The following is a 25798-nucleotide window of genomic DNA, read 5'->3' as shown; positions in this document are numbered from 1 at the left end:
CGTCGATGCTAACAGCAAGGGACCGGATCAGGCCAACTCATCGGCACCCGGTCGCTCATATTCACCAAGACAGGCGGTGGTTTCCGCGCCAAGCAAGACCACCAGCCAGCTCAGGTAAACCCAGACAAACAGGATGGGGATGGTCGCCAGCGCGCCATAGATGGCCTGATAGGAGGGGAAGTTGGTGATGTAGATGGCAAAACCGCGCTTGGCCAGCTCGAACAGGGTGGCCGCCACTAGGGCCCCGATGAAGGCGTGCATCAGCCGCACCTTGCAGTTGGGCACCACGGTATAGACCAGCAGGAAGGTGAGTACCGAGAACAGGAACGGCAGGCCGCGCAGCAACAGATAGCCGATGCCGAACAGGCTCTCGGCCCCGAACAGCCGCAGCGAGAAAATGTAGGAGGAGATGGCGATGCTGGCCCCGATGAGCACGGGCCCCAGCGTCAGGATCATCCAGTACATGGCAAATGCCTGGGCCAGTGGCCGGCTCTGGGTGGAGCGCCAGATGTAGTTGAGGTTCTTGTCGATGGCCGATATCAGCATCAGCGCCACCACGATCAAGGCGCCGATACCGACTGCCGTGGTGTTGGTAGCGTTGGCCACGAAGCCATCGATGTACTCCTTGAGCATCTCGCCAGCGGTAGGCACGAAGTTGTGATAGACGAACTGCTCCATCGCCTGCTTCAGGCTCTGAAACACCGGAAAGGCCGACATCATGCCGAATACCACGGCGATCATGGGCACCAGGGAGAGCAGGGTCACATAGGCCAGATAGCCGGCGGTGACCGTCAGCCTGTCCTGCTGGAAACGGCCCCAGACGAACTGGGCAAAATGGCCACCATCGTGGCGTAAAAAAGAGAGGGCATGGCCAAGACGGCCGCCGAATTTCTGCTGCATTGTCGCTCCCAACGTCTTCATAGTGCAGACATTGTGTCAGATAGCATGGTCATTTGACCACCCATGGGCCGGCCGGGTACGACTCGCACCGGCACCTGCAGCCGCCTGCCCGCGGCGAGCAGGCATAAAAAAGAGGCCCGAAGGCCTCTCTCTGTCTGTCGATGAACAGATATCAAGCACGACCGGCGCGCTTGCGATCCATCTCGGTCAGCAGTTTCTTGCGGATACGGATGCTCTTCGGAGTGACTTCAACCAGTTCGTCGTTGTCGATGAACTCCAGAGCCTGTTCCAGCGACATGCGGATCGGCGGAGTCAGCACCTGGGCTTCGTCGGTACCGGAGGCACGCATGTTGGTCAGCTGCTTGCCCTTCAGGCAGTTCACGGTCAGGTCGTTGGAACGGGAGTGAATACCGATCACCTGGCCTTCGTACACTTCGGTCGCGTGACCGATGAACAGACGACCGCGGTCTTGCAGACCGAACAGGGCATAGGTCAGCGCCTTGCCGGTAGCGTTGGAGATCAGCACGCCGTTCTGACGCTCGCCGATGCTGCCACCCTTATGCGGACCGTAGTGGTCGAAGGTGTGGTACAGCAGACCGGTACCGGAAGTCAGGGTCATGAACTCGGTCTGGAAGCCGATCAGGCCACGGCTCGGGATCATGAAGTCAAGGCGAACACGGCCTTTGCCATCCGGGGTCATGTTGGTCATCTCGCCCTTACGCAGGCCGAGTTGCTCCATCACGGAACCCTGGTGCGCTTCTTCCACGTCCACGGTAACGGTTTCGAACGGTTCTTGCAGAACGCCGTCTACGGTGCGCAGGATAACTTCCGGACGGGATACCGCCAGCTCGTAACCTTCGCGACGCATGTTTTCGATCAGGATGGACAGGTGCAGTTCACCACGGCCGGAGACACGGAACTTGTCCGGATCATCGGTCTCTTCCACGCGCAGGGCCACGTTGTGGACCAGCTCCTGGTTCAGACGCTCCAGGATGTTGCGGGAGGTCACGAACTTGCCCTCTTTGCCGGCGAACGGTGAGGTGTTGACCTGGAAGGTCATGTTCACGGTCGGCTCGTCAACGGAGAGCGGCGGCAGCGCTTCAACGGCGCCGTTGTCACAGATGGTGTCGGAGATCTTCAGCTCGCCCAGACCGGTGATGGCGATGATGTCGCCAGCTTGCGCATCGGCCACTTCGGTACGGGACAGACCCAGATAACCCAGCACCTGACCGACCTTGCCGGTACGGGACTTGCCGTCGGCACCGACGATGGTGACCTGCTGGTTGGTCTTGACGCGACCACGGGTGATGCGGCCGATACCGATGACGCCAACATAGGAGTTGTAGTCCAGCTGGGAGATCTGCATCTGGAAACCACCGTCGGCATCAGCCTTGGGCGCTTCCACGTTGTCAACGATGGCCTGGAACAGGGGTTCCATGTTATCGGACTCAACGTCCTGATCCATGGTGGCCCAACCGTTCAGTGCAGAGGCGTAAACAACTTTGAAGTCCAGCTGTTCGTCGGTGGCACCCAGGTTGTCGAACAGATCGAATACCTGATCCATTACCCAGTCAGGACGAGCACCCGGACGGTCGATCTTGTTGATGACCACGATCGGCTTCAGACCCTGGGCGAATGCCTTCTGAGTCACGAAACGGGTTTGCGGCATCGGGCCATCAACGGCGTCAACCAGCAGCAGCACGGAGTCAACCATGGACAGTACGCGCTCTACCTCACCACCGAAGTCGGCGTGACCCGGGGTATCAACGATGTTGATGCGGTAGTCGTTCCAGCGGATCGCAGTGTTCTTGGCGAGAATGGTGATGCCACGTTCCCGTTCCAGATCATTGGAGTCCATGATCCGTTCCTGGCCTTCCGTGGAGCGGTCCAGGGTGCCGGACTGCTGCAGCAGCTTATCAACCAGAGTCGTTTTGCCGTGGTCAACGTGCGCAATAATCGCAATATTGCGTAAATTCTCTAACATTCTCGCCTCAATCACCGGGTAAAATTGGGCGCTAATTGTACTCTCGCCTTTGTGATCTGCCTAGCAGAATTGCAGTACATTCGCGCACAACAGGGGATCAGGATCATAGACCTTCCGATCAAAGCCTGCTTAGATGGGGGCTGACCGTATAACGCGCACCATTTTAGTGCACCAAAACGATCCATGGATGCACTACTTTGAGGCGTAACGCGCTGAGATGGCGGGTCTCAGGGCTGGCTGATAGCCCCAAATGCCCTGAAATCAAGCTGTCACAAACTTGGCACGATACTGGCTTATGTGAATGTGATGACGCATTCACCCTAAGAGTTTTAACACCGGAGGTTACTTAGCATGTCAGCCCAGAACGTTTTGGCCCTGATCCAGGAACACGAAGTCAAGTTTGTCGACCTGCGCTTTACCGACACCAAGGGTAAAGAGCAGCACGTATCCATCCCTTCCCATCAGGTTGACGAAGATTTCTTCGAAGACGGCAAGATGTTCGATGGTTCCTCCATCGGCGGCTGGAAGGGCATCAACGAATCAGACATGGTGCTGATGCCGGATGCGGCCTCCGCCAAACTGGATCCGTTCACCGAAGAGACCACCCTGAACATCGTCTGTGACGTGCTGGAACCGGCTACCATGCAGGGCTACGACCGCGATCCGCGCTCCATCGCCAAGCGTGCCGAAGACTTCCTGAAGTCCAGCGGCATCGCTGACACCGTGCTGTTCGGGCCGGAGCCGGAATTCTTCATGTTCGACAACATCACCTTCTCGAACACCATGGGCCACAGCTTCGTGAAGATCGAATCCGAAGAAGCCGCCTGGAACTCCGGTACCGATTACGAGCACGGCAACAAGGGTCACCGTCCTTTCGTCAAGGGTGGCTACTTCCCGGTTGCACCGGTTGACTCCTCTCAGGATATCCGTGCCGCCATGTGTCTGGTGCTGGAAGAGATGGGCCAGGTCGTTGAAGCTCACCACCACGAAGTGGCGACTGCCGGTCAGAACGAGATCGCGACCCGTTTCAACACCCTCACCCTGAAAGCGGATGAAGTGCAGGTGCTGAAGTACGTGATCCACAACGTGGCCCACGCCTACAACAAGACCGTCACCTTCATGCCGAAACCCATGTTCGGTGACAACGGCTCCGGCATGCACTGCCACCAGTCCCTGGCCAAGAACGGCGTCAACCTGTTCGCCGGCGACCTGTACGGCGGTCTGTCCGAGATGGCGCTGCACTACATCGGCGGCATCATCAAGCATGCCAAGGCCATCAACGCCTTCGCCAACCCGACCACCAACTCCTACAAGCGTCTGGTACCGGGTTATGAAGCACCGGTCATGCTGGCCTACTCTGCCCGCAACCGCTCTGCCTCCATCCGTATCCCGGTAGTGCCGAGCCCGAAAGCTCGCCGCATCGAAGTCCGCTTCCCGGATCCGGCTGCCAACCCGTACCTGGCCTTCGCAGCTCAGCTGATGGCCGGTCTGGACGGCATCATCAACAAGATCCATCCGGGCGATGCCATGGACAAGAACTTGTATGACCTGCCGCCGGAAGAAGCAGCCGAAGTGCCGACCGTGGCCGGCTCTCTGGACGAAGCCCTGGCTGCGCTGGATGCGGATCGCGAGTTCCTGACCCGCGGCGGCGTATTCAGCGACGACTTCATCAACTCCTACCTGGAGCTGAAGCAGCAGGACGTTGACCGCGTGCGCATGACCCCGCATCCGCTGGAGTTCGAACTGTACTACTCCGTTTAATCCGGAAGCCAGCTCAGAACTTGACCAAACCCGCCGACAGGCGGGTTTTTTCTCTGATAGGATTAAGCAAAATCCCGTCAAGGAGAGATGGATGAAAAACGCCAACCCAGTATGGATGCTGAGCCTGTTGCTGCTGGTCGCCACCGGCGCCCAGGCTGCCAAGGTATACTCCTGGACCGACAGCCAGGGGGTCGTTCACTATACGGATGCCCCTCCCCCCGGCCAGAAAGCCAAGGAGGTCGATCTGCGCGTCGCCCCCTTCATCGGCAGTTCACCCCGCTCGGTGCAAGTTGACAACTTCAACAGCCTCACCGGCGTCGATGCCAAGAAAGAGAAGGAAGCGGCCAAGCTGGTGATCGAACTGCTCTCCCCGGAACAGGGCAGCACCCTACGCGACAACACCGGCAACGTGGTGTTTCAGGGTCAGATCAGCCCGCAACCGCCGACCCAGTACGATGTGCGCCTGACCCTGGACGGCAAGGCTGCCCCCATCGTTAAAAACTCGCTCGCCATTCGGGTCGAAAACCTCGATCGCGGTGCCCACGAGGCCCAACTCGAGCTGCTCGCCAAAGACGGTACGATCCTTGCTAAATCCAAGCCAGTCACCTTCTACCTGCACCGGGCCAGCATCAATCCTGCACCCAAAGTGACCCCCCTCAACAACAAGGGGTGATCCTGTGCCTCGATACGGGTAGACTAAATGCACCACATTGGTGCATTGCTGGTGTATAGCACCGTTTTAGGGAGAAACCTGTGCCAACCCGCCCGGATCAAGCCAAGATACTGCTCGATAACTTGCTGACCGCCGTCATCCTGATGGATGAACGGCTCTGCATCCAGTTCGTCAACCCGGCCGCCGAGCAGTTGCTCTCCCTCAGTCAGCGCCGGCTGATCGGTATCGAACTGCCCCACCTGCTGGAACATATCTCCCTCGATCTGCAGCGGCTCAAGCAGTGCCTCAGCTCGGGGCAGGGCTTCACCGACAGTGAAGTCACCCTGGTGGTGGAAGGGGAGCCCAGACTGGTGGAGATGAGCGTCAGCCCACTGGCCGATCATGAGCAGCGGCTGATGGTGGTGGAGCTGCGCAAGATCGACCAGCAGAAGAAGATCAGCCAGGAGCTGCAGCAGCATGCCCAGCAACAGGCGGCCAAGGAGCTGGTGCGCGGCCTGGCCCACGAGATCAAGAATCCCCTCGGCGGTCTGCGCGGCGCGGCCCAACTGCTGCAAAAGGAGCTGCCCGACCCCGCCCTGCGCGAATACACCGGCATCATCATCGAACAGGCCGACCGGCTGCGGGTGCTGGTCGATCGGCTGCTCGGCCCCCAGCGCCCGGGTCGTCACCAGATGCACAACGTGCACTCGGTGCTGGAGCAGGTGCGTCGGCTGGTAGAGCTGGAGCTGCCGCCAACGGTGCGCATTGAGCGGGATTACGATCCCAGCATCCCGGAATTCGAGATGGAGTCGGACCAGCTGCAGCAGGCCTTTCTCAACATGGTGCGCAACGCCGCCGAGGCCATCGGCGAGCAGACCGGCCTCATCCGCATCAAGACCCGCACCGCGTTCCAGATCACCATCCACGGCCAGCGCTACCGCCTAGCGGCCGAGATCAAGATCATCGACAACGGCCCCGGCATCCCGGATGCCATCCGCGACACCCTCTTCTATCCGATGATCACCGGCAAGGAAGGGGGCACCGGGCTCGGCCTCTCCATCGCCCAGAACCTGATCGACCAGCACAAGGGGCGGATCGACTGCATCAGCTGGCCAGGCCACACCGAATTCACCATCTTTCTACCGCTTCGCAAATAAGGGAACGTCATGACAGCAAAAGTGTGGATCGTCGATGACGACAGTTCTATCCGCTGGGTGCTGGAGCGCACCCTCGGCAGTGAAGGCTTCGAGTGCGAGAGCTTCGCCGATGGCGAGGCGCTGCTGAGCTCGCTGGAAATGCGCTCACCAGATGTGATCCTCTCCGATATCCGCATGCCCGGCATCGACGGCCTCAGCCTGCTTGAGCAGATCCATCGCCGCCAGGCCGATCTGCCCATCATCATCATGACCGCCCACTCGGATCTCGACAGCGCGGTCAACGCCTACCAGCGCGGTGCCTTCGAATACCTGCCCAAACCGTTCGACATCGACGAGGCGGTAACCCTGGTGCGCCGCGCCGAGAATCACCTCAAGGAGCAGCGCACCAAACGCAAGGCACGCCAGCAGGATCCGGCCAGCAGCCCGGAGATCATCGGCGAGGCGCCGGCCATGCAGGAGGTGTTCCGCGCCATCGGCCGGCTGTCGCGCTCCAGCATCTCGGTGCTGATCAACGGCCAGAGCGGCACCGGCAAGGAGCTGGTCGCCCACGCCCTGCACAAGCACAGCCCGCGCGCCCACAAGAACTTCATCGCCCTCAACATGGCCGCCATCCCGAAAGATCTCATCGAATCGGAACTGTTCGGCCATGAGAAGGGAGCCTTCACCGGCGCCAACAACATTCGCCACGGCCGCTTCGAACAGGCCGACGGCGGCACCCTGTTTCTCGACGAGATAGGCGACATGCCGCTGGATGTGCAGACCCGGCTGCTGCGGGTACTGGCCGACGGCCAGTTCTACCGGGTTGGCGGCCATCAGCCGGTGCAGGTGGATGTGCGGATCATCGCCGCCACCCACCAGAATCTGGAGAAGCGGGTGGCCGACGGTGAATTTCGGGAAGACCTGTTCCACCGCCTCAATGTCATCCGGATCCACATTCCCGCCCTCAAGGAGCGCCGCGAGGACATTCCCCAGCTGGCCCAGCACTTCCTGCTGCGGGCAGCCAAGGAGCTGAACGTGGAGGCCAAAAGTCTGCATCCGGATACCCAGGCCTACATCAGCCGCCTGCCCTGGCCGGGCAACGTGCGCCAGCTGGAGAACGTCTGCCGCTGGCTCACCGTGATGGCCTCGGGCCAGGAGGTGCTGGTGAGCGATCTACCCACCGAGCTGCTGACCCCCATCACCAGCACCGCCGAACCGGGTCAGCCGGCCCTGTCCGGCGGCTGGCAGCAGCAGTTGCAGGATTGGGTCGCCGCCAAGCTGGCGCTGGGGGAGACCGACATCCTGGCCGATGCCCTGCCCCAGTTCGAGCGGATCATGCTGGAAACCGCGCTGGACCATACCCATGGTCACAAACAGGAAGCGGCCCGCCTGCTCGGTTGGGGGCGCAACACCCTCACCCGCAAGCTGAAGGAACTCGACCTCTCCTGAGTCCTTGGGAAAAACGATTCCCATCACGCCTTGGCAAATCGCCGGCCAATAAGACCCCGTTTGATTTCAAACGGGGTATCTTTTTTGAGATCCCTGCCTAGAATGGCAGGCTTTCACACCCGACTCGAAGAAGGCGCCATCATGATTGACAGATCTCTTCCCCTGACCGACCTGCACCGCCATCTGGACGGCAACATCCGCCCGCAGACCATCCTCGAGCTGGGCCGTCAGCACAACATCCAACTGCCCGCCTTCGAGCTGGAGGCGCTGCGCCCCCATGTGCAGATCGTCGAGAATGAACCGAGCCTGGTCGCCTTCCTCAAAAAGCTGGACTGGGGCGTGGCCGTGCTGGCCGATTACGACGCCTGCCGCCGGGTCGCCTACGAGAATGTGGAAGACCTGCTGCGCGCCGGCATCGACTATGCCGAACTGCGTTTCAGCCCGGCCTACATGGCAATGGCCCACAAGCTGCACCCGCAGGGCGTGGTCGAAGCCATCATCGACGGCGTGGCGGCTGGCAGCCGCGACTTCGGCATCAAGACCAACCTGATCGGCATCATGAGCCGCACCTTCGGCACCGAGCAGTGCAAGCAAGAACTGGATGCCTGCCTGGCCCATCGTGATCGGCTGGTCGCCATCGATCTGGCCGGCGACGAGCTGGGCTTCCCGGGCGAGCTGTTCACCGACCACTTCCGCCGGGTGCGTGATGCTGGCATGCGCGTCACCGTGCACGCCGGTGAAGCCGCCGGCCCCGAGAGCATGTGGCAGGCCATTCGCGAGCTGGGTGCCGAACGTATCGGCCACGGCGTCAAAGCCGTTCAGGATCCGGCCCTGATGGCCTATCTGGCCGAGCACCGCATCGGCATCGAGTCCTGCCTCACCTCCAACGTTCAGACCACCACGGTGGCGAGCCTGACCGAGCACCCGATCCGCCAGTTCCTGGCCGCCGGCGTGCTGGCTTGCCTCAACACCGACGACCCGGCGGTGGAAGGCATCGACCTGCCCCACGAATACGAGGTGGCGGCCCCGGCTGCCGGCATGACGGTGAGCGAGATCCGCACCGCCCAGCAGAACGGCCTGACCCTGGCCTTCCTGAGCGATACCGAGAAGGCCGAGTTGAGCGCCCGCGCCGCCCAGCGCTGAGCAGGGGCAAGCCCAATAAAAAAACCGCTGAGAGGCGGTTTTTTTATTTCCCAACGACATCGACCGGCTTAGATCACCCGGGAGAACTGCTGCTGGCGCGCCTTGCTCCGCAGGTAGACATCGAAGCACATGCAGATGTTGCGGATCAACAGCTGACCGGTGGAGACCACCTCCAGCCCCTCTTCGGTCATGCGCACCAGGCCATCATCGATGAAGGTCTGCAGCAGCTTGAGATCCTCCGCGAAGTACTCCCTGAACGCCAGGCCATGGGCCTGCTCGACGGCGGCAAAGTTCAGGCGAAAATCGCAGATGAGGCGCTTGATCACCTCGCGGCGGATTAGGTCGTCCTGATTGAGAGAGCACCCCTTCCACTGGGCATGCCCCAGCGTTTCCACCTGGCCATAGTAGGCCTTGAGCTCTTTCTGGTTCTGGGAATAGGCATCGCCGATCATGCTGATGGAGGAGACCCCCAGCCCCAGCAGATCACAATCCCCCTGGGTGGTATAGCCCTGGAAGTTGCGGTGCAGCTTGCCCTCACGCTGGGCCACCGCCAGCTCGTCGTCCGGCTTGGCGAAGTGATCCATGCCGATGAACTGATAACCACGGCCGGTCAGGAAGGCGATGGTGTCCTGCAGCATGGCCAGTTTTTCCTGCGGCGCCGGCATGTCCGCCTCTTTCAGCTTATGCTGAGCGGCAAAACGGCTGGGCAGGTGGGCATAGTTGAAGATGGAGAGACGGGCCGGCTCGGTCTTGAGCACCTCTTCCAGGGTGTGATGGAAGCTCTCCCGGTTCTGGTGCGGCAAGCCGTAGATGAGATCCAGGTTGGTGGAACGAAAGCCCAGTTCGCGAGCCCGTTCCAGCATGGCGCGGATGAAGTCGTTGTCCTGCTCGCGGTTGACCGCGACCTGGACCTCCTTGTTGAAATCCTGCACGCCGAGGCTGATGCGGTTGAAGCCGATTTCCCGCAGCACGTCCAGCATGGAGAGCTCAATCTCCCGCGGATCCACCTCGATGCTGATTTCGCCCTCTTCGGCGAAGTGGAAATGCTCCCGCAACATGGCCATCAGTCGGCGAGTCTGGGGTTCATCCAGATAGGTGGGAGTGCCGCCGCCCCAGTGCAACTGGGTCACCAGCCGCTGCTTGAACAGCGGGGCCTGCGCCTTGATCTCCTGCTCGAGGAAATCGAGGTATTGATCGGCCTTGTGGCGGTGACGAGTGATCACCTTGTTGCAGCCGCAGTAGTAGCAGAGCTTGTGACAGAAGGGGATATGCACGTAGAGCGACAGGTTGCGCGCCGGATACTGGCTCGCGGCCTGGACGAAGTCCGGATAACCGAAACCCTCGTTGAACTCCAGCGCAGTGGGATAGGAGGTGTAACGCGGACCGCTGTAGTTATATTTCTCGATCAGGGCCTGATCCCACACAATCTGTTCTGCTTGCACGCTTGCTTCCTCTTTTTTGTTATCGGCTCACCGGCTTAACTGAAAATCCTTCAGTCTGGCCACATCCTCGAGGATCTGCGCCTCCAGCTCGGCCTCATAGCCACTGCGTTCGAGATCCATCTTCATTACTTCATTGCGTTTGAGGGCCCGTCTCGCCTCATGAGTCGGCATCTCCTTCACCTTCTCGTAGAGACCGTACAAACCCGGAAATTCGCCGGCAAAGGCGCGACCGCCCTTGATCTGCAACGCATCCAGCAGATTGGTCAGCCGGATGGCGCCCTCGGAGTAGTCGCACTGACCATCCCGTACCGCATGGGCAATGACCCTGACACTCTCGAGGATCCGTTCATTGCGGGCCGCGATAGCCTGCTGCTGACTGTCGTGCTGGCGCTTGAGACGTGCCAGCAAGGTACCGGCATACCACGCCAGCCCCAACAAAATCAGGCCGCCCAACAAGGCGGCCAGCATCCATCCACTCATCACTTTTTCTTCGGCTCAGGCTTGGGCTCTGGCTGATAGTCGACCTGGGTGAAACGATCCCACAGCTCCTCTTCGGAGGCTGGCTGGCCCGGCTCGTCAAAGTTGGCCTCATCAAAATCAGCCTCGTCTTCGTCATCATCAGTGTCGATGATGCCAAGCTCGTCCATCAGCTCCTGATAGCGGTCAACCCGCTGATCAACCCAGGCCTGCTCGGTTGCTTCCAGGGTCTCACCGGCATCGAGCCGATCCAGCAGGTCATTCAGGCGATCATCATTCTCGATGGAGGCCAGCTCCTGCTCCGGCGTCATCACCAGCTTCTTCTCTTTGACCTGCTTGGGCGCGACCGGCTTGCTGCTCTTCTCTTCCACGATCAGGGCAACCGGCTTGCGGGAACCGATGCGCGGATCCTTGGCCTGTTTGGTGCCACTCTTCTTGCCGGCCTGCTCGACCTGCTGGCGGGATCCTGCCTTCAAGCCCTTGCGCTTGGCGGCGCGTTTGCGCTCACGGCCTTCCTGGGCACTGGCATCTGATTCTTTGCGCTTACCGGCAGGTTTGCGATTGGGTTGTTTAGCCGACATGAATGAATGACTCCGACAAATAACTGGATTGAAACCCGTTTCCGGTTCGAAAAGGTCCGGAAGAGGATGCTGACACGGGGAACGATGGATTAGAAACAAAGCGGGATCCCGCACCAATCCGGCCATAAATGGCCTTCGAATACCGCAGGATCGGCATCCTCTGGGCATGTTGCTGGTATTTTGACACAGAATGACCAAGCGGGTTAATGACCCAAAAGAAAAAAGGCAGCCGAAGCTGCCTTGATATGTTTATGCGAGTCCCATCCCTGGCTGCAAATCACCCTGTCCATGGTGATACATCTGCGCATCATATCTTTGTGTATGGTCATCCTGACCTTAATTGGTCGATCCTGAATGTGCGTGTGCTTGCCTGACCCATGCAGACGACGTCCGGTCATCTTCTGGGGTGATTGCTTCCCGCAGCCCCGCTCTTCCTGAACGGTCACCATCCTGGTCTTTCAATCCATTGCCTGCCACTCGCGTGGCCCTTGGCATCCTGCCTCATCGACATCCTGTCTTCACGACATCCCGGTCGTGAACCGCCGCGTGGGCCATTCCATGCATCCACTGTATCAATTTAATAAAGTGACTCAATCCATCAGGAACGTTTTCAAACGGAGATAAACGACTTATTGTCATTTAACATATTGAAATTAATGAATTACTAAGCATTTTTCTAAAAATGTTTAAGCCCTGGCCAGGCTGATGAATGGGAGATCTCTTACAACAATGCGAGAAAAAATTGGCCAAATGGTGTTAAAGACCAAAAAGAAACGAGGAGCCGGCGGCTCCTCGTCAATATCAATGAGATAATATCATCCGGCTTGATCAGTGCAGACCTGCCACATATTTGGACAGTACTTCGATATCCTGATCGGTCAGCTTCTTGGCAACGTCCCGCATCATGCTGTTCGGGTCGTTGTCACGGGCAGCGGTCCTAAAGGCCGTGAGCTGGGCCTTGATGTAGGCAGGATGCTGGCCGGACAGGCTCGGATACTTGGCCTGCTCGACGCCCGATCCACGCGGACCATGGCAGGCAGTACAGGCAGCCAGACCACGGCTCATGTCCCCTCCCATGTACAGCGCCTTGCCTGCAGCGACGGCGTCATCGGGTACCGCGAGCGGCGTCACCTTCTGACTGGAGAAGTAGGCTGCCAGGTCTTCCATGTCCTGTTCAGACAGGGGAAGCGCCATCGGCCCCATGATGGGAGCAACCCGGCCAGTTTGACCAGAAGCTGCAGCCTTCAGTTCAACTAACTGCTTTTTGATATATGATGCGTGCTGACCAGCAATCTTGGGGTACATATCGACTAGGCTGTTGCCGTCCGGTCCATGACAAGCCGCGCAAACGGCAGCCTTGGTTTGTCCCGCAGCGGCATCGCCCTTGGCTTGTGCCATCCCCGTTACGCCAACCATCAGAGCAAGAGTAATGACTAGGTTCTTCATGGCGTTCCAACTTCTCGTTATTAGGCTTCCAGATCCCATGCCGCTGAAGGCATGTTAAAATAAACGCGTTTAAGCGACGCCATTTTACACGATTTCACAAAAAAGTAACTCTATAACCCTCTATCTCTATGGGGAATTTACGTTGGATACACAAACTCTGAATTTCAATAAGGTGCATTTTGTGACCAGCGCACCCGACATCCGTCACCTGCCAAATGATGGGGGTGTCGAGATTGCGTTTGCCGGCCGTTCCAACGCCGGTAAGTCATCTGCATTGAATACCTTGACCAAGCACAAGAACCTGGCTCGCACCAGTAAGACGCCGGGACGCACCCAGCTGATCAACCTGTTTGAGCTGGAACCGGGCAAGCGTCTGGTCGACCTGCCTGGCTACGGTTATGCGCAGGTTCCGCTGGAAATGAAGCTCAAGTGGCAAAAGTCGCTGGCGGAATATCTGCAGCGTCGTGAGTCATTGAAAGGTCTGGTGATCCTGATGGACATCCGCCATCCGCTCAAAGATACCGATATGAATATGCTGGAGTGGAGCTCTCACCGCAAACTGCCGGTCATGCTGCTGCTGACCAAGGCCGACAAGCTGAGCCCAGGTCCGCGCAACAATCAGGTCATCAAGGTACGTCAGGCCGTAGCCGAGCTGGGTCCGCAGATCCAGGTGGAAGCCTTCTCTTCCCTGACCCAGATCGGGGTCGAAAAACTGGCACAGACGCTGACTGGCTGGTATCTCGCAGGCGCCGATGAAATGGCTGACGATGAGCCAGCACCGCTCGAGGAGTAAGCTACGTCCTGTATACACCACAACCAAACCCTGCAATTAGCGGAGCAGCTCCTCCGCTGATTGAAAGGCTTTCAGTCTGCTTGCCATAACCCCCTCTCGCCAGTGACATCGCCCACTCCCTACGATGAGTTATTGAAACACCATTTTTATCAATGGGATAAATAGTTAATTCTATATAACAATTAACTTTTAATCCCATTGGCAACGTTTTCAAAAATAGATGCCGGCGGGGGCGTTTCCTCACCAAATAAGTACCAAAGTGAAATTTTATTACAAAGCAGTCAATGGAAAGGATAAAAATGAGGCCGGTTCTGCAAATGCAGTACCGGCCTTAAACAATCAGTTCAAAAATTGGGAAGAAGCTAAATCTTGAGAACAAAGACGACTGGTTTTCCTCAAGAAGCCCCTTCATTCTAACAAACATTCGCCAACATTAAAGCATTTGCTCTAAACGCAACCCATAAAAAAACACCCCGATGATGACTCACCGGGGTCGCTATTCAGCCACATTCAATTACGTGAAATAAAAGGTCTGAAAGATAGAACATCTTACCTCTGTACCCTACGTTGCTAACTGTATAGCAAAGCAGCAGAAAGTGAAAGTAATTTATGTAATTAAGTTTCACGAAAAATGAATTACATAAATTATGTTATTTTTCATATAGATAAAAAAATCCCCAGTACGAATACCGGGGAGTTATAAAGGTGACTAGCTAGCACTTCCTCAACTATCTAGTTAGTCAGCACAACTTGGCGCAAGTTCCGCTGCTTTGAGAAAAAACTTGAAAAAATCAGAGGTAGATGGCTCCATCTTCTGCAAACTCTTGTTCCTCAATGAGTTTTTCAGCAATCTCCTCGATGTCAAAGCGCACGCTTTCGAAGGCTCGCAGGATGTCTTCCTCTCTGGCGAGGGAGAGCCCGGTCATTTTCTCCAGACGCCGGCGACTGATGTAGCAATCCACCAGCGCCCCCATCTGCTGGGCAGGGAAGTGGATCCGCTGTTCGTGCGCTTGCCAGTCGGCCAGCTCGGGAAACAAGATGCCTTGGTTCATAGGGTCCCCAGATTTCGTTTCAGTTCTCTCAATACCTGTTTAGTCCCTGGCCGGATTCCTCGCCACACGGTAAAGGCTTCTGCTGCCTGTTCCACCAGCATGCCGAGGCCGTCTACGGTCTGACGAGCCCCCTGCCCCTTGGCCCAGGCGATAAAGGGGGTATCGGTCGCGCCATACATCATGTCGTAGATGGCGATATCGGCATGGATCAGCGCCGGAGGGAGCGGCGGCAACTCCCCCTGCAGACTGGCGGAGGTGGAGTTGATGATCAGATCGAAATGGTCGCCCAGCTGCTCATAGGTCTGGGCACTGACCGCCCCCAGATCGCGAAACTCAGCAGCCAGCTGCTCCGCCCTAGCGTGAGTACGGTTGGCGATAACCAAGGCCTCGGGTTGCTCGGCCAGCAGCGGAGCCAGCGCACCGCGCGCAGCGCCTCCCGCCCCCAGCAGCAGGATCCTGCTGCCGGCAAGTGCCACACCATGCGCCTTGAGATCGGCCACCAACCCGGCACCATCTGTGTTGTCACCCAGCAGTACGCCATCATCGGTCAGCTTGATGGTGTTGACTGCCCCCGCCCGCCGGGCCCGAGGACTCAGTCGATCGACCAGGGCGAATGCCTGCTCCTTGAAGGGGACGGTGACATTGCATCCCTTGCCACCTTGGGCAAAGAAGTCTCTCAGACTAGTGGCGAACTCTTCGACGGCAGGCTCGGCCAGACCATATTCCAGCTCCTGCTGGGTTTGTCTGGCAAACAGGGTATGAATAAAGGGAGATTTGCTGTGGCGCACCGGGTGGCCAAAAACCAGATAACGATCCATCAAAGAGTTCCTTCAGAGGGCAATCTCCCGATTTAACGGGTTTTCGCACTCAGGAACAAGCCGAATATCGGCCAATAAGAAGGGGCCATCATGGCCCCTCTGGTCACAACCACTCGCGCGGTTTGAGGTAGTCAGTGTAGAGCAATGCTTCCGGGCTGCCCGCGGACGGCTGCCAGTCATATTCCCAGCGCGCCAGCGGCGGCATCGACATCAGGATCGATTCGGTACGCCCGCCTGTCTGCAAACCGAACAGGGTGCCACGGTCATACACCAGATTGAACTCCACATAGCGGCCACGACGATAGAGCTGGAATTCCCGCTCCCGTTCGCCATAAGCCAGCCCCTTGCGGCGTTCGACAATCGGTAGGTAGGCATCGAGATAGCCCTTGCCAACCGCCTGCATAAAGGCGAAACAGTCGGCAAACGACCAGCGATTCAGATCATCGAAGAAGAGGCCGCCGACGCCGCGTGTCTCGTCCCGGTGCTTGAGGAAGAAGTAGCGATCACACCAGGATTTGAACTCGGGATAAATATCGGTGCCGAACGGCTGACAAAGATCGAAGGAGACCTGATGCCAATGCCGTACGTCCTCTTCGAACGGATAAAACGGGGTGAGATCGAAGCCGCCACCAAACCACCAGATCGGCTCCTCCCCCTCTTTCTCGGCGATGAAGAAGCGCACATTGGCGTGGCTGGTCGGCACATACGGATTGTGTGGGTGGATCACCAGCGACACCCCCATGGCCTCAAACCGGCGGCCCGCCAGTTCCGGCCGATGGGCCGTTGCCGAGGCAGGCATGGCATCGCCATGAACGTGGGAGAAGTTGACCCCTCCCTGCTCGATCACCGCACCGTGACGCAGCACGCGAGTGCGGCCACCGCCACCTCCTTCACGGCGCCAGGCATCTTCCACAAAGTGTCCGACGCCGTCGGTCAGTTCCAGACCACGGCAGATCTCGTCCTGCAACTGCAGCAGGAAGGCCTTGACCTGGGCCACATCCGGTTTGCTCATCTTGTCTCCAGTCAGCCAGGATCGTCGCCTGACCCCATTATTGTGATGTCGCCGGATGGGCTAAGCCGATCCGCATTGCCGCTCTCCGAGCGGTTCAAGAGGGGCGGATGATGGCGCCGGTTCTGGCATCCTTGATCTCGGACGGATTGGCCTGCCCCCCCACTTCGCCGGGCAGGATATAGGCCAGCTGACTCGCCAACAATTCGCCGATATCCGCCACCCGGCGGGCCGGCTCTTCACCCGTCAGGTTGGCACTGGTAGAGACCAGCGGCTTGCCAAAGGCACGACACAGCCCTTGTACCTGCGGATGGGCCGTCACACGCACCGCCAGGGTAGTGAACTGACCGGTCAGCCAGGCGGGGGTATTGCTGCGCGCCGGCATGATCCAGGTGAAGGGACCAGGCCAGCTCGCTTCCACCCGGGCCAGCTGCTCGTCAGTGAGCTGGTCCAGATCGATGTAATCCTGCAACTGAGCCAGATCGGCAGCGATCAGGATCAGTCCCTTCTCCACCGGGCGTTGCTTGATCGCCAGCAGACGGTGTACCGCCGACTCGGAGTCAGGATCACAACCCAGGCCAAATACCGCCTCGGTCGCATAGGCAATCACCCCATCGCGCTGGAGGGCAGCAACTGCAAGTTCAAATTCATTGGGCATAAAAAATGCGACAGCCGGGCTGTCGCCTCATCATTGATTAACATTGAGCCTACGGAACGGCGACCCTGGCGCCCCTCCCTCATCGACCAGCGAGAGGCTGATGGCGAACGGGGTGGTGGTTGCCGTCTCGGAGCTTACTTGAGCAGGGCCTGCAAGGCGGCATCCTTGGCCAGTACCTCGTCGGCATTTTTCTGGCGTTCGGCCTGCACCTTGGCCGCCAGTTCATCATCCGCCACTGCCAGCATCTGCGCTGCCAGATAGCCTGCATTCTTGGCGCCGGCCTTGCCGATCGCCACGGTCGCCACCGGCACCCCGCCCGGCATCTGCACGGTGGAAAGCAGCGCATCCAGCCCCTTGAGCGGGCCGCCATCGATGGGCACACCGATCACGGGACGAGTCGTGATGCCTGCCACTGCGCCCGCCAGGTGAGCGGCGAGGCCGGCGGCACAGATAAAGACCTTGCAGCCACGGGCTTCGGCGTCGGTCACGTACTGATGAGTCGCAGCCGGTGTACGGTGTGCGGAGGTCACTTTCACTTCTACCGCGATATCGAATGACTTGAGCACCTCGAGGGTGGTCTGCATCACCGGAAAATCAGAATCAGAGCCCATCAATACGGCAACAAAGGGTTTATTCATGGTGGGAATTTCCTTACTCCAAGTGGGGGGTTGAAGTTAGCCGAAAACGTTTCAATTCGCTTGTGGCGGCCGGATTATACCTGCTCGCTCTGGTGGCCGCATTTCTTTTGCGGGCAGATCCAGCGCAGTGCTCCCCTCACCTTTTTCTCGACCATGATACCCCAGCCACATTGTGGGCAAGGCATGGGGACCGGCTTGTCATTCACCACATATTTGCAATGGGGGTAACCGTCGCAAGAGTAGAACTGCTTGCCATAGCGGGAGGTTCGGCTGATGAGGTGCCCCTTGCCACACTCCGGGCAGAGGATCTGGGTATCGTCGCTCTCCTGCAGGGATTCGATGTGCTGGCAGGCCGGGTACTGGGTGCAGCCGACAAACAGGCCATAACGCCCCTTCTTGATGGCCAGCGGCTGGCCGCAGTCCGGGCAGGCCGAGCCTTCGAGCACCTTCTCGATGTCACGACCGGATGGAGTCAGGGAGCGGATGTAATCGCAGGCAGGATAGGCGGAGCAACCGAGGAAGGGACCATGCTTGCCCTGGCGGATCACCAGCTCGGCCCCACACTGCGGGCACGGTTCGCGCTCGAAGGCATGTTCGTGGGCTGAAAAGAGGTGATGATCGATTTTTGACATGGGCCGCGCCTTGAAATCCAGATGACCTGAATTCTACCAGCGCGGCACCGGGCTGTCAGTGGATGACACCATCTGACTCGTCAAACACCAGCTCTTCCATCTGCTGGTAGGCATTTTCACTGCCCGGTACGTTGAACAGCACCATCATGACGACCCACTTCAGATCGTCCAGCTCGATATCCGGTTTATCAAGCTCAAGCAGGCGCTCGATGCAGATTTCGCGGGTTTCGGCATTGAGTACCTGGGCTTGTTCCAGAAACAGCAGGAAACCACGGCACTCGGTACTGAGGCGTGCCAGTTCTTGTGGGGCATAGATACGCATGGAGCCTTGCGCGCTGGCGGCCACGTAGACCTCCCGCTCGCTGTCATGCAGGTTGGCCAGTCGCTCCAGCCAGTTGAGCGCCTTCTCGATCTCGTCTTTGTCGAAACCTGCCCGGCTCAGTTCGTCGGTGAGTTCATTCTGCTCGACCATCACATCTGCATCGCTGTGGATGTAGGTCTCGAAAAGGTACATCAATACATCAAACATGATTCGCCCTCCTCGCTCTGACGTATCCACCGGCTACCGCCATCACTGCACCGGCCAGCTCCAGCTCTACCAACCTGCCCAATACCACTTCGACAGGAAGCTGGGACCGTTCGGCAACGGTATCCACGCTCGTGGTCTCATAATCTACGTTATCCAACAAATCGGCATAAGGCAATTCGCTATTATTCGAATGCTCAGACAAGTCAGCCACTTGCTGCAGCAGACCGACAAATCCGGGCAGCTCTTCCACTATATCGGCCGCGCTCAATACAAGTTTGGCCCCCTGCTGGATTAATTTGTTGCAACCCAGTGCCTGCACGTTTTGCGGGGCACCAGGTACGGCAAAGACCTCTCGCCCCTGTTCCAATGCATAACGGGCCGTGATGAGCGAACCACTCTGCTCGGCCGCCTCTACCACCAGGGTACCCAGCGACAAGCCACTGATGATGCGATTGCGCCGTGGAAAGTGCTCGGCCAGCGGTCCCTTGTCGGGTGCCAGCTCGGAGATAAGCAAACCGCCTCGCGCCAGGATCTCCATGGACAACCCCTGATGGCGCTTCGGATAGAGGCAGTCGAGCCCTGAGCCCAGCACGGCCAGGGTAGTCCCCCCTGCCGCCAACGCTTGCTGATGACACACCCCGTCGATGCCAAGCGCCAGTCCGGAGGTGATGGCCAGCCCGCAGGCAACCAGCTCCCTGCAGAGGCGGGCAGCATTGTCCTTGCCGGCATAGGTCGGATGGCGCGTGCCGACCATCGCCAGCTGAGGAACAGACAGGGCAGCCAGGTTGCCACGGCAGTAGAGCAACAGCGGGGCGGCAGGGATCTCTTTGAGCAAAGCGGGATAGGCGGGGTCATCCGGACACAGGATATGATTGCCGGGCTCGGCGGCCCAGCTCAGCGCCTGTTCGACAACCGGCTGGGGCCATCTCATCTGCTGGATTTGAGCGCTCTGCAGACCAAGAGCTCGCAGGGCGCCGTCGTCGGCGTCGAACAGGGTGACAATGTCACCGCCAAAATGGGCCAGCAGGCGAGCGGCGGTGACCGGACCGATACCGGTGACGGCATCCAGCGTCAACCACAGCGCGAGTCGCCCGGATGGAAGAGGCACGTCAGAAGTTGCTGACCTGATAACCGGTGCTGACCATGTCCTGACTCTGCAGGATCAGGCCATAACTCAGCTTGTCGTACACCTTGAACAACATGACCCGGGCCACGGCCTCTGACGGCAGGGGTGGCTTGCCGGTCGAATAGAACGCCTTGTCATAGACCGAGGAGTACTCCCGATAGGCGACCTTGCCATTCTTGCTCACCAGCCGGGCGCCGGGCCGCAGGATCTCCAGCACATCACCGGGTGCCACCTGATCACGTATGCCCTTGTTGATGAGCACGACGTCGAACTTGCCACCGCCGCGGGCCTTGCTCGGCAAGTCGACAATATAGCCGGGCGAAATGACGGGGGCAGCCTTGGGAGTGAACACGGCGGAGAGGCTCTCCTGCGGCGGGAACGGCATCAGCTTGTCGCCCTGATACACCTCACGCTGGTTGTGGCTGAGGGTAACCCGGGTGCGGCCGTCCGGCAGCAGGGCTTCCGCCCTGGCCGTACCGACGAAGACCGCCTCTTGCCCCAGCTGTTCGCCACTCTTCTTGTCTTTGTAGATGGTCCCCGGATGATAGATGCCATAGTCCTGACCCGGGATCAGTGCGCCCTGTACGTAGAGGGTATCCCCCTCCAGCATGCCAATGTGTGCCTCATCATTGCCCAGCACATAAGGCAGCTGCTTTGCCTGCTGGCTGTCAGCCAGAATATGGTCGGTTTGCAGGAAGGGGCCGATCTCGCTGAGCGGCAGGGTCGGAATGGGGTTGGCCTTGTTCTCGTAACGACTCCTGGGAGAGAGACGAACAACCTGCTTGCCGCCCTGCATCGCCTTGCCAAGGCGCGGTTCGCCGTTGACCCAGCTCAGGTGCAACACGTCGCCCGGGTAGATCCAGTGGGGATTGGCGATCTGCGGGTTGATGTTCCAGAGCCTTGGCCATAGCCAGGGCTCTGCCAGATACTGGCCGGAAATATCCCAGAGGGTATCGCCTTTTTGCACCACATAGGTCTCGGGATAACCCGCTTTCAGTTTCAGCTGGTCGGCCAGCACGCCCTGGCTCAGGGTGGCCAACAGACAGGCGAGGATGGTTTGCTTCAGATACATAACACTCCCTGTTACTTCTGCGCGCAAAGTGTTGCTGTTTTTTGTCGGCGTAAATGACTAGAATTACGCCAATATTGACTGCATTTATACGAAACTAAAGAAAAAACTATGGCCATTCTAGATGTATTGCGTTTCCCCGATGAGCGTCTGCGTACCGTCGCAGCCCCTGTCGAGACCTTTACACCCGAGTTACAACACATTGTAGATGATATGTTCGAAACCATGTACGCGGAGGAAGGCATCGGCCTTGCCGCCACTCAGGTCGACATTCATCAGCGCATCATAGTGATCGATGTCTCTGAAAACCGTGAAGATCCTCTGGTATTGATCAACCCCGAGATCATCGAACAGGCCGGCAGCACCGGCATCGAGGAAGGGTGCCTCTCCGTGCCCGGCAGTCGTGCCCTGGTGCCCCGCGCCGAGTGGGTCAAAGTACGCGCCCTGGATCGCCACGGCAAGGCATTCGAGCTGGAAGCAGACGATCTGCTCGCCATCTGCATCCAGCATGAGATGGACCATCTGGTCGGCAAGCTGTTTGTGGATTACCTGTCCCCGCTCAAGCGCCAGCGCATTCGCCAGAAGCTGGAAAAGATGGCCCGTGAAGATCGCAAAGTCCTCTGAGGATCTGCCCCATTGAATAAGCTGAAACTGATTTTTGCCGGTACTCCCGACTTCGCCGCCCGTCACCTGGCGGCGTTGTTGTCTTCCGACCACGAGGTCGTCGCCGTTTACACCCAGCCCGACAAGCCTGCCGGCCGCGGCCAGAAGCTCACCGCCAGCCCGGTCAAGGAGCTGGCGCTGGCCCACGAGCTGCCGGTCTATCAACCCGCCTCCCTGCGCAAGGAAGAGGCCCAGGCCGAGCTGGCCGCCCTTGGCGCCGACCTGATGGTGGTAGTCGCCTACGGCCTGATCCTGCCCAAGGCCGTGCTCGACACTCCGCGGCTGGGCTGCATCAACGTGCACGGCTCCCTGCTGCCGCGCTGGCGCGGTGCCGCCCCGATCCAGCGCTCCATCTGGGCGGGTGATGCCGAAACCGGCGTCACCATCATGCAGATGGATGTGGGGCTGGATACCGGCGCCATGATCCGCAAGGTGAGCTGCCCCATCGCCGCCGACGAAACCTCTGCCAGCCTCTATGACAAGCTGGCCGGACTGGGCCCGCAGGCGCTGGTCGACACCGTCAATGCCATGGCTGCCGGCAACACCGCCGCCGAAGCGCAGGACGATGCACTGGCCAACTACGCCGAGAAGCTCTCCAAGGAAGAGGCCCGCATCGACTGGTCGATGGAGGCTGTCGCCATCGAACGCTGCATCCGCGCCTTCAACCCCTGGCCCATCAGCTGGTTTGAAGTCGCCGGCCAGACCGTCAAGGTATGGCAGGCCGAGGTCGTCGCACAGGATCACGGCCAGGCGGCCGGTACCCTGCTCAAGGCTGACAAACAGGGGATTGACATCGCCACCGGCAAGGGCGTGCTGCGCCTGCTGACCCTGCAGCCACCCGGCAAGAAGGCCATGTCCGTGACTGACTTGCTCAACTCTCGCCGCGACTGGTTTGAACCCGGCACGCAATTGAATTGAACTGAATTGACACAAGGCGGGGCCCAGGCCCCGACTTGCGCATCTAAGGTAACACTATGAAAACACGCGCACAGGCTGCTCTCGTCATCCAACAGGTGCTGGATCAGGGCCAGTCCCTCTCCGCCGTTCTGCCTGCTGCCCAGGAGAAGGTTGCGCCCCGCGATCGCGCCCTCCTGCAAGAACTCTGCTATGGCACCCTGCGCTGGCTGCCCCGTCTCGATGCGGCGGTCGGCGAGATGATGGACAAGCCGCTCAAGAACAAGAGCCGCATCTTCCACTATCTGATCCTGGTCGGTCTCTATCAGCTCATCTACACCCGCATTCCGGCTCACGCCGCGGTGGCCGAGACCGTCAACGCCGTCAAACTGCTCAAGGGCACTTCCTTGCGCGGCCTCATCAACGGTGTGCTGCGCAACTTCCAGCGCAGCGCCGAAGTCATTCTGCTGCGCATCGACCGAGTCCCCAGCATTCGTCTCGGCCACCCGGAGTGGCTCACCAAGCGGCTGCGCCAGGCCTATCCGGATGAGTGGGAATTCATCATGGAGGCCAACAACCAGCGCCCGCCCATGTGGATCCGCAACAACAGCCAACGCCAGAGCCGCGAGCAGATGCTGGCCCGCATGGCCGAGGCCGGCATCAATGCGATGGCCGGTGAAGAGGGCGAGGATTGCATCCTGCTGGAACGTCCCTGCGACGTGACCAAGCTGCCCGGCTTCGAGGTCGGCGACTGTTCGGTACAGGATGGCGCAGCACAACAGGCCGCCGCGCTGCTCGATCCGCAGCCGGGCGAGTGGGTGCTGGATGCCTGCGCCGCCCCCGGTGGCAAAACTGCCCACCTGCTGGAGCGCCAGCCCGCGCTGGCTGGCGTGGTGGCGGTCGATGCCGACGACAACCGCCTCAAGCGGGTGCAGGAGAACCTGGATCGCATCGGCCTCACCGCCAAGGTGATCCACGGCGATGCCAGCACACCGGATCTGTGGTGGCCGGAAGGCCAGTTCGACCGCATCCTGCTGGATGCCCCCTGCTCCGCCACCGGCGTCATCCGCCGTCACCCCGACATCAAGTGGCTGCGCAGGGATCAGGACATCCGCGAGCTGGCCGAGCTGCAACACCGCATCCTTGGCGCCCTCTGGTCGAAACTGAAAAGCGGCGGTACTCTGCTGTATGCCACCTGCTCCGTACTGCCGGAAGAGAACCGCGACCAGATCCGCGCCTTCCTTGCGGCCACCCCGGACGCCACTCTGGTGCCGCTGCATGCGCAGGACACCCCGGAGTGCCCGGGTCGCCAGTTCCTGCCGGGCGAGGCCGAGATGGACGGCTTCTACTATGCCAAGCTGATCAAGCGGTAAGCAGGGCCATCATTACGACGGGTGCCGCTTGCGGCACCCATTACTGCCCAACATCGAGCGCGCTTTCCCTATGAGATTCATCCTGTTGATGACCGTCCCCACGCACCCTGGCCGCCGTTGCAACGGCGACGCTCATGAGGCCGTCCTATGAAGATCATCATTCTGGGCGCCGGTCAGGTCGGCGGCACCCTGGCCGAGAACCTGGCCGGCGAGAACAACGACATCACCATCGTCGACACCGACAGCGACCGGCTGCGCGAGCTGCAGGACAAGTTCGACCTGCGGGTGGTCAACGGCCACGGCGCCCATCCCAAGGTGCTGCGTGAAGCGGGTGCCCAGGATGCCGACATGCTGGTCGCGGTCACCAACAGCGACGAGACCAACATGGTCGCCTGCCAGGTGGCCTACTCCCTGTTCAACACCCCCAACAAGGTGGCGCGGATCCGCTCGCCGGCCTATCTGGTGGAACGGGATCGACTGTTCCTGCCCGAATCCGTGCCGGTGGATCACCTGATCGCCCCCGAGCAGCTGGTGACCGACTACGTGCGCCGGCTGATCGAGTACCCGGGCGCCCTGCAGGTGGTGGACTTCGCCGGCGGCAAGGTGGGTCTGGTGGCCGTCAAGGCCTACTACGGCGGCCCGCTGGTGGGTAACGCCCTCTCCACCCTGCGCGATCACATGCCCAACATCGAGACCCGGGTGGCGGCGATCTTCCGTCAGGGCCGCTCCATCCGCCCACAGGGCACCACCATCATCGAGGCCGATGACGAGGTGTTCTTCGTGGCGGCGGCGGGTCATATCCGCGCCGTGATGTCGGAGCTGCAGCGGCTCGAGAGCCCCTACCGGCGCATCATGATCGTCGGCGGCGGCAACATCGGCGCCGGCCTCGCCCGCCAGCTGGAGAAGCGCTACAGCGTGAAGCTGATCGAGCGCAACCAGAAGCGGGCGGAGCAGCTCTCCGAGGTGCTGGAAAACACCATCGTCTTCTGCGGCGATGCGGCGGATCAGGAGTTGCTGGCGGAGGAGCACATAGACCAGATCGACGTCTTCATCGCGGTGACCAACGAGGACGAGGCCAACATCATGTCGGCCCTGCTCGCCAAGAAGATGGGCGCCAAGAAGACCATGGTGCTGATCCAGCGCAGCGCCTACGTGGATCTGGTGCAGGGCGGTTCCATCGACATCGCCATCTCGCCGCAGCAGGCCACCATCTCGGCCCTGCTGACCCACGTGCGCCGGGCCGACATCGCCAACGTCTACAGCCTGCGCCGCGGCGCGGCCGAGGCCATCGAGGCGATCGCCCACGGGGACGAGAACACCTCCAAGGTGGTCGGCAAGACGGTGGGCGAGCTCAAGCTGCCGCCCGGCACCACCATAGGCGCCATCGTGCGCGGTGACGAGGTGCTGATCGCCCACGACCGGACCCAGATCCAGCAGGATGACCACGTGGTGATGTTCCTGGTGGACAAGAAGTACATTCCGGAAGTGGAACGTCTGTTCCAGCCAAGTCCCTTCTTCCTGTAATCTACCCATGCACCCAGGCAGCACAACCCAGACCCGGCACAGCCTCTAC

The 25798-nt window shown here is 59.7% G+C and carries 25 protein-coding genes; 10 read left to right on the top strand and 15 right to left on the bottom strand.

What is annotated here, in order from left to right; all coding sequences use genetic code 11:
- Nucleotides 1–27 precede the first annotated feature (27 nt).
- Together PG899_RS09625 and typA are read right to left on the bottom strand one after the other, a co-directional pair.
- Nucleotides 28–900 (bottom strand): virulence factor BrkB family protein, encoded by an 873-nt coding sequence (locus tag PG899_RS09625; RefSeq protein ID WP_011704286.1) that lies wholly within the window; start codon nt 898–900, stop codon nt 28–30.
- Nucleotides 901–1072: 172 nt separating this feature from the next.
- Nucleotides 1073–2884, bottom strand: coding sequence for a translational GTPase TypA (gene typA, locus PG899_RS09620; protein WP_011704285.1), 1812 nt, complete (start codon nt 2882–2884; stop codon nt 1073–1075).
- 351 nt (nt 2885–3235) lie between these two features.
- On the opposite strand from typA, the gene glnA reads away from it, so the two are divergent.
- The 5 genes from glnA (at nt 3236) to add (ending at nt 9025) form a co-directional block, all read left to right on the top strand.
- The gene (glnA, locus tag PG899_RS09615) at nt 3236–4645 is read left to right on the top strand and encodes a glutamate--ammonia ligase (RefSeq protein ID WP_011704284.1); all 1410 of its coding nucleotides are present in this window, start codon (nt 3236–3238) and stop codon (nt 4643–4645) included.
- A 91-nt stretch (nt 4646–4736) separates the two neighbouring features.
- Nucleotides 4737–5318 carry a DUF4124 domain-containing protein gene (locus PG899_RS09610; protein WP_011704283.1) on the top strand — a complete coding sequence of 194 codons (582 nt, stop codon included), beginning with the start codon at nt 4737–4739 and terminating at the stop codon, nt 5316–5318.
- 80 nt (nt 5319–5398) lie between these two features.
- Nucleotides 5399–6454, top strand: a complete 1056-nt coding sequence (gene glnL / locus PG899_RS09605; RefSeq protein ID WP_077095837.1) for a nitrogen regulation protein NR(II) — start codon at nt 5399–5401, stop codon at nt 6452–6454.
- A 9-nt stretch (nt 6455–6463) separates the two neighbouring features.
- Nucleotides 6464–7882, top strand: a complete 1419-nt coding sequence (glnG, locus tag PG899_RS09600; protein ID WP_010635441.1) for a nitrogen regulation protein NR(I) — start codon at nt 6464–6466, stop codon at nt 7880–7882.
- 141 nt (nt 7883–8023) lie between these two features.
- Nucleotides 8024–9025 carry an adenosine deaminase gene (gene add / locus PG899_RS09595; protein WP_077095873.1) on the top strand — a complete coding sequence of 334 codons (1002 nt, stop codon included), beginning with the start codon at nt 8024–8026 and terminating at the stop codon, nt 9023–9025.
- Nucleotides 9026–9093: 68 nt separating this feature from the next.
- Here add and hemN read toward each other — a convergent pair whose 3' ends face one another.
- The 4 genes from hemN to PG899_RS09575 all read right to left on the bottom strand — a co-directional run bounded on the left by hemN (nt 9094) and on the right by PG899_RS09575 (nt 12971).
- On the bottom strand, nt 9094–10467 hold the full coding sequence (gene hemN / locus PG899_RS09590) for an oxygen-independent coproporphyrinogen III oxidase (protein WP_077095838.1): 1374 nt from the start codon (nt 10465–10467) through the stop codon (nt 9094–9096).
- A 27-nt stretch (nt 10468–10494) separates the two neighbouring features.
- A complete protein-coding gene (locus PG899_RS09585) occupies nt 10495–10935 on the bottom strand; it encodes a DUF2489 domain-containing protein (RefSeq protein WP_016349087.1) in 441 nt (146 codons plus the stop codon).
- Nucleotides 10936–10946: 11 nt separating this feature from the next.
- A complete protein-coding gene (yihI, locus tag PG899_RS09580; protein ID WP_179101371.1) occupies nt 10947–11525 on the bottom strand; it encodes a Der GTPase-activating protein YihI in 579 nt (192 codons plus the stop codon).
- An 828-nt stretch (nt 11526–12353) separates the two neighbouring features.
- Complete coding sequence (locus PG899_RS09575; protein WP_179101372.1) at nt 12354–12971, bottom strand: c-type cytochrome; 618 nt, start codon at nt 12969–12971, stop codon at nt 12354–12356.
- A 142-nt stretch (nt 12972–13113) separates the two neighbouring features.
- Here PG899_RS09575 and yihA point away from each other — a divergent pair, with 142 nt between their 5' ends.
- On the top strand, nt 13114–13764 hold the full coding sequence (gene yihA, locus PG899_RS09570) for a ribosome biogenesis GTP-binding protein YihA/YsxC (protein WP_077095841.1): 651 nt from the start codon (nt 13114–13116) through the stop codon (nt 13762–13764).
- Nucleotides 13765–14555: 791 nt separating this feature from the next.
- Here yihA and PG899_RS09565 read toward each other — a convergent pair.
- From PG899_RS09565 to PG899_RS09525, 9 genes are all read right to left on the bottom strand, one after another.
- Nucleotides 14556–14816, bottom strand: coding sequence for a DUF1488 domain-containing protein (locus tag PG899_RS09565; RefSeq protein WP_016349082.1), 261 nt, complete (start codon nt 14814–14816; stop codon nt 14556–14558).
- On the bottom strand, nt 14813–15634 hold the full coding sequence (gene aroE, locus PG899_RS09560) for a shikimate dehydrogenase (RefSeq protein WP_077095842.1): 822 nt from the start codon (nt 15632–15634) through the stop codon (nt 14813–14815). Before aroE ends, PG899_RS09565 begins: the two co-directional genes overlap by 4 nt.
- Nucleotides 15635–15737: 103 nt before the next feature.
- Entirely contained in the window at nt 15738–16646 is a 909-nt protein-coding gene (gene hemF, locus PG899_RS09555; RefSeq protein WP_077095843.1) for an oxygen-dependent coproporphyrinogen oxidase, read from the bottom strand.
- Between the two features lie 94 nt (nt 16647–16740).
- The gene (locus tag PG899_RS09550) at nt 16741–17301 is read right to left on the bottom strand and encodes a Sua5/YciO/YrdC/YwlC family protein (RefSeq protein WP_077095844.1); all 561 of its coding nucleotides are present in this window, start codon (nt 17299–17301) and stop codon (nt 16741–16743) included.
- A gap of 134 nt (nt 17302–17435) precedes the next feature.
- Nucleotides 17436–17939, bottom strand: coding sequence for a 5-(carboxyamino)imidazole ribonucleotide mutase (purE, locus tag PG899_RS09545; RefSeq protein ID WP_011704271.1), 504 nt, complete (start codon nt 17937–17939; stop codon nt 17436–17438).
- Nucleotides 17940–18013: 74 nt separating this feature from the next.
- Nucleotides 18014–18571 carry a DNA topoisomerase family protein gene (locus PG899_RS09540; protein ID WP_017410581.1) on the bottom strand — a complete coding sequence of 186 codons (558 nt, stop codon included), beginning with the start codon at nt 18569–18571 and terminating at the stop codon, nt 18014–18016.
- 55 nt (nt 18572–18626) lie between these two features.
- Nucleotides 18627–19100: a DUF494 family protein gene (locus tag PG899_RS09535; RefSeq protein WP_011704269.1), complete on the bottom strand. Its 474-nt coding sequence runs from the start codon at nt 19098–19100 to the stop codon at nt 18627–18629.
- On the bottom strand, nt 19093–20208 hold the full coding sequence (gene dprA, locus PG899_RS09530) for a DNA-processing protein DprA (protein ID WP_077095845.1): 1116 nt from the start codon (nt 20206–20208) through the stop codon (nt 19093–19095). Before dprA ends, PG899_RS09535 begins: the two co-directional genes overlap by 8 nt.
- A gap of 1 nt (nt 20209) precedes the next feature.
- Nucleotides 20210–21298, bottom strand: a complete 1089-nt coding sequence (locus PG899_RS09525) for a LysM peptidoglycan-binding domain-containing protein (protein ID WP_190283813.1) — start codon at nt 21296–21298, stop codon at nt 20210–20212.
- Nucleotides 21299–21406: 108 nt separating this feature from the next.
- Here PG899_RS09525 and def point away from each other — a divergent pair, with 108 nt between their 5' ends.
- The 4 genes from def (at nt 21407) to trkA (ending at nt 25749) form a co-directional block, all read left to right on the top strand.
- On the top strand, nt 21407–21919 hold the full coding sequence (gene def, locus PG899_RS09520; RefSeq protein ID WP_011704266.1) for a peptide deformylase: 513 nt from the start codon (nt 21407–21409) through the stop codon (nt 21917–21919).
- Between the two features lie 12 nt (nt 21920–21931).
- Complete coding sequence (gene fmt / locus PG899_RS09515; RefSeq protein ID WP_077095847.1) at nt 21932–22876, top strand: methionyl-tRNA formyltransferase; 945 nt, start codon at nt 21932–21934, stop codon at nt 22874–22876.
- Nucleotides 22877–22932: 56 nt separating this feature from the next.
- Nucleotides 22933–24225: a 16S rRNA (cytosine(967)-C(5))-methyltransferase RsmB gene (gene rsmB / locus PG899_RS09510; protein WP_017410576.1), complete on the top strand. Its 1293-nt coding sequence runs from the start codon at nt 22933–22935 to the stop codon at nt 24223–24225.
- 147 nt (nt 24226–24372) lie between these two features.
- Complete coding sequence (trkA, locus tag PG899_RS09505) at nt 24373–25749, top strand: Trk system potassium transporter TrkA (RefSeq protein WP_011704263.1); 1377 nt, start codon at nt 24373–24375, stop codon at nt 25747–25749.
- Nucleotides 25750–25798 lie beyond the last annotated feature (49 nt).

Source organism: Aeromonas sp. QDB39 (assembly GCF_027707585.1).
Taxonomy (GTDB): Bacteria; Pseudomonadota; Gammaproteobacteria; order Enterobacterales; family Aeromonadaceae; genus Aeromonas; species Aeromonas hydrophila.
This window is presented reverse-complemented; position numbering and strand designations above follow the sequence as displayed.

Bases quoted from the DNA above. Each gene is read 5' to 3' on its own strand.
- PG899_RS09625 (WP_011704286.1), bottom strand. From the start codon at position 900: ATGCAGCAGAAATTCGGCGGCCGTCTTGGCCATGCCCTCTCTTTTTTA.
- typA (WP_011704285.1), bottom strand. From the start codon at position 2,884: ATGTTAGAGAATTTACGCAATATTGCGATTATTGCGCACGTTGACCAC.
- glnA (WP_011704284.1), top strand. From the start codon at position 3,236: ATGTCAGCCCAGAACGTTTTGGCCCTGATCCAGGAACACGAAGTCAAG.
- PG899_RS09610 (WP_011704283.1), top strand. From the start codon at position 4,737: ATGAAAAACGCCAACCCAGTATGGATGCTGAGCCTGTTGCTGCTGGTC.
- glnG (WP_010635441.1), top strand. From the start codon at position 6,464: ATGACAGCAAAAGTGTGGATCGTCGATGACGACAGTTCTATCCGCTGG.
- add (WP_077095873.1), top strand. From the start codon at position 8,024: ATGATTGACAGATCTCTTCCCCTGACCGACCTGCACCGCCATCTGGAC.
- PG899_RS09585 (WP_016349087.1), bottom strand. From the start codon at position 10,935: ATGCTGGCCGCCTTGTTGGGCGGCCTGATTTTGTTGGGGCTGGCGTGG.
- yihI (WP_179101371.1), bottom strand. From the start codon at position 11,525: ATGTCGGCTAAACAACCCAATCGCAAACCTGCCGGTAAGCGCAAAGAA.
- PG899_RS09575 (WP_179101372.1), bottom strand. From the start codon at position 12,971: ATGAAGAACCTAGTCATTACTCTTGCTCTGATGGTTGGCGTAACGGGG.
- PG899_RS09565 (WP_016349082.1), bottom strand. From the start codon at position 14,816: ATGAACCAAGGCATCTTGTTTCCCGAGCTGGCCGACTGGCAAGCGCAC.
- aroE (WP_077095842.1), bottom strand. From the start codon at position 15,634: ATGGATCGTTATCTGGTTTTTGGCCACCCGGTGCGCCACAGCAAATCT.
- hemF (WP_077095843.1), bottom strand. From the start codon at position 16,646: ATGAGCAAACCGGATGTGGCCCAGGTCAAGGCCTTCCTGCTGCAGTTG.
- PG899_RS09550 (WP_077095844.1), bottom strand. From the start codon at position 17,301: ATGCCCAATGAATTTGAACTTGCAGTTGCTGCCCTCCAGCGCGATGGG.
- purE (WP_011704271.1), bottom strand. From the start codon at position 17,939: ATGAATAAACCCTTTGTTGCCGTATTGATGGGCTCTGATTCTGATTTT.
- PG899_RS09540 (WP_017410581.1), bottom strand. From the start codon at position 18,571: ATGTCAAAAATCGATCATCACCTCTTTTCAGCCCACGAACATGCCTTC.
- PG899_RS09535 (WP_011704269.1), bottom strand. From the start codon at position 19,100: ATGTTTGATGTATTGATGTACCTTTTCGAGACCTACATCCACAGCGAT.
- PG899_RS09525 (WP_190283813.1), bottom strand. From the start codon at position 21,298: ATGTATCTGAAGCAAACCATCCTCGCCTGTCTGTTGGCCACCCTGAGC.
- def (WP_011704266.1), top strand. From the start codon at position 21,407: ATGGCCATTCTAGATGTATTGCGTTTCCCCGATGAGCGTCTGCGTACC.
- rsmB (WP_017410576.1), top strand. From the start codon at position 22,933: ATGAAAACACGCGCACAGGCTGCTCTCGTCATCCAACAGGTGCTGGAT.
- trkA (WP_011704263.1), top strand. From the start codon at position 24,373: ATGAAGATCATCATTCTGGGCGCCGGTCAGGTCGGCGGCACCCTGGCC.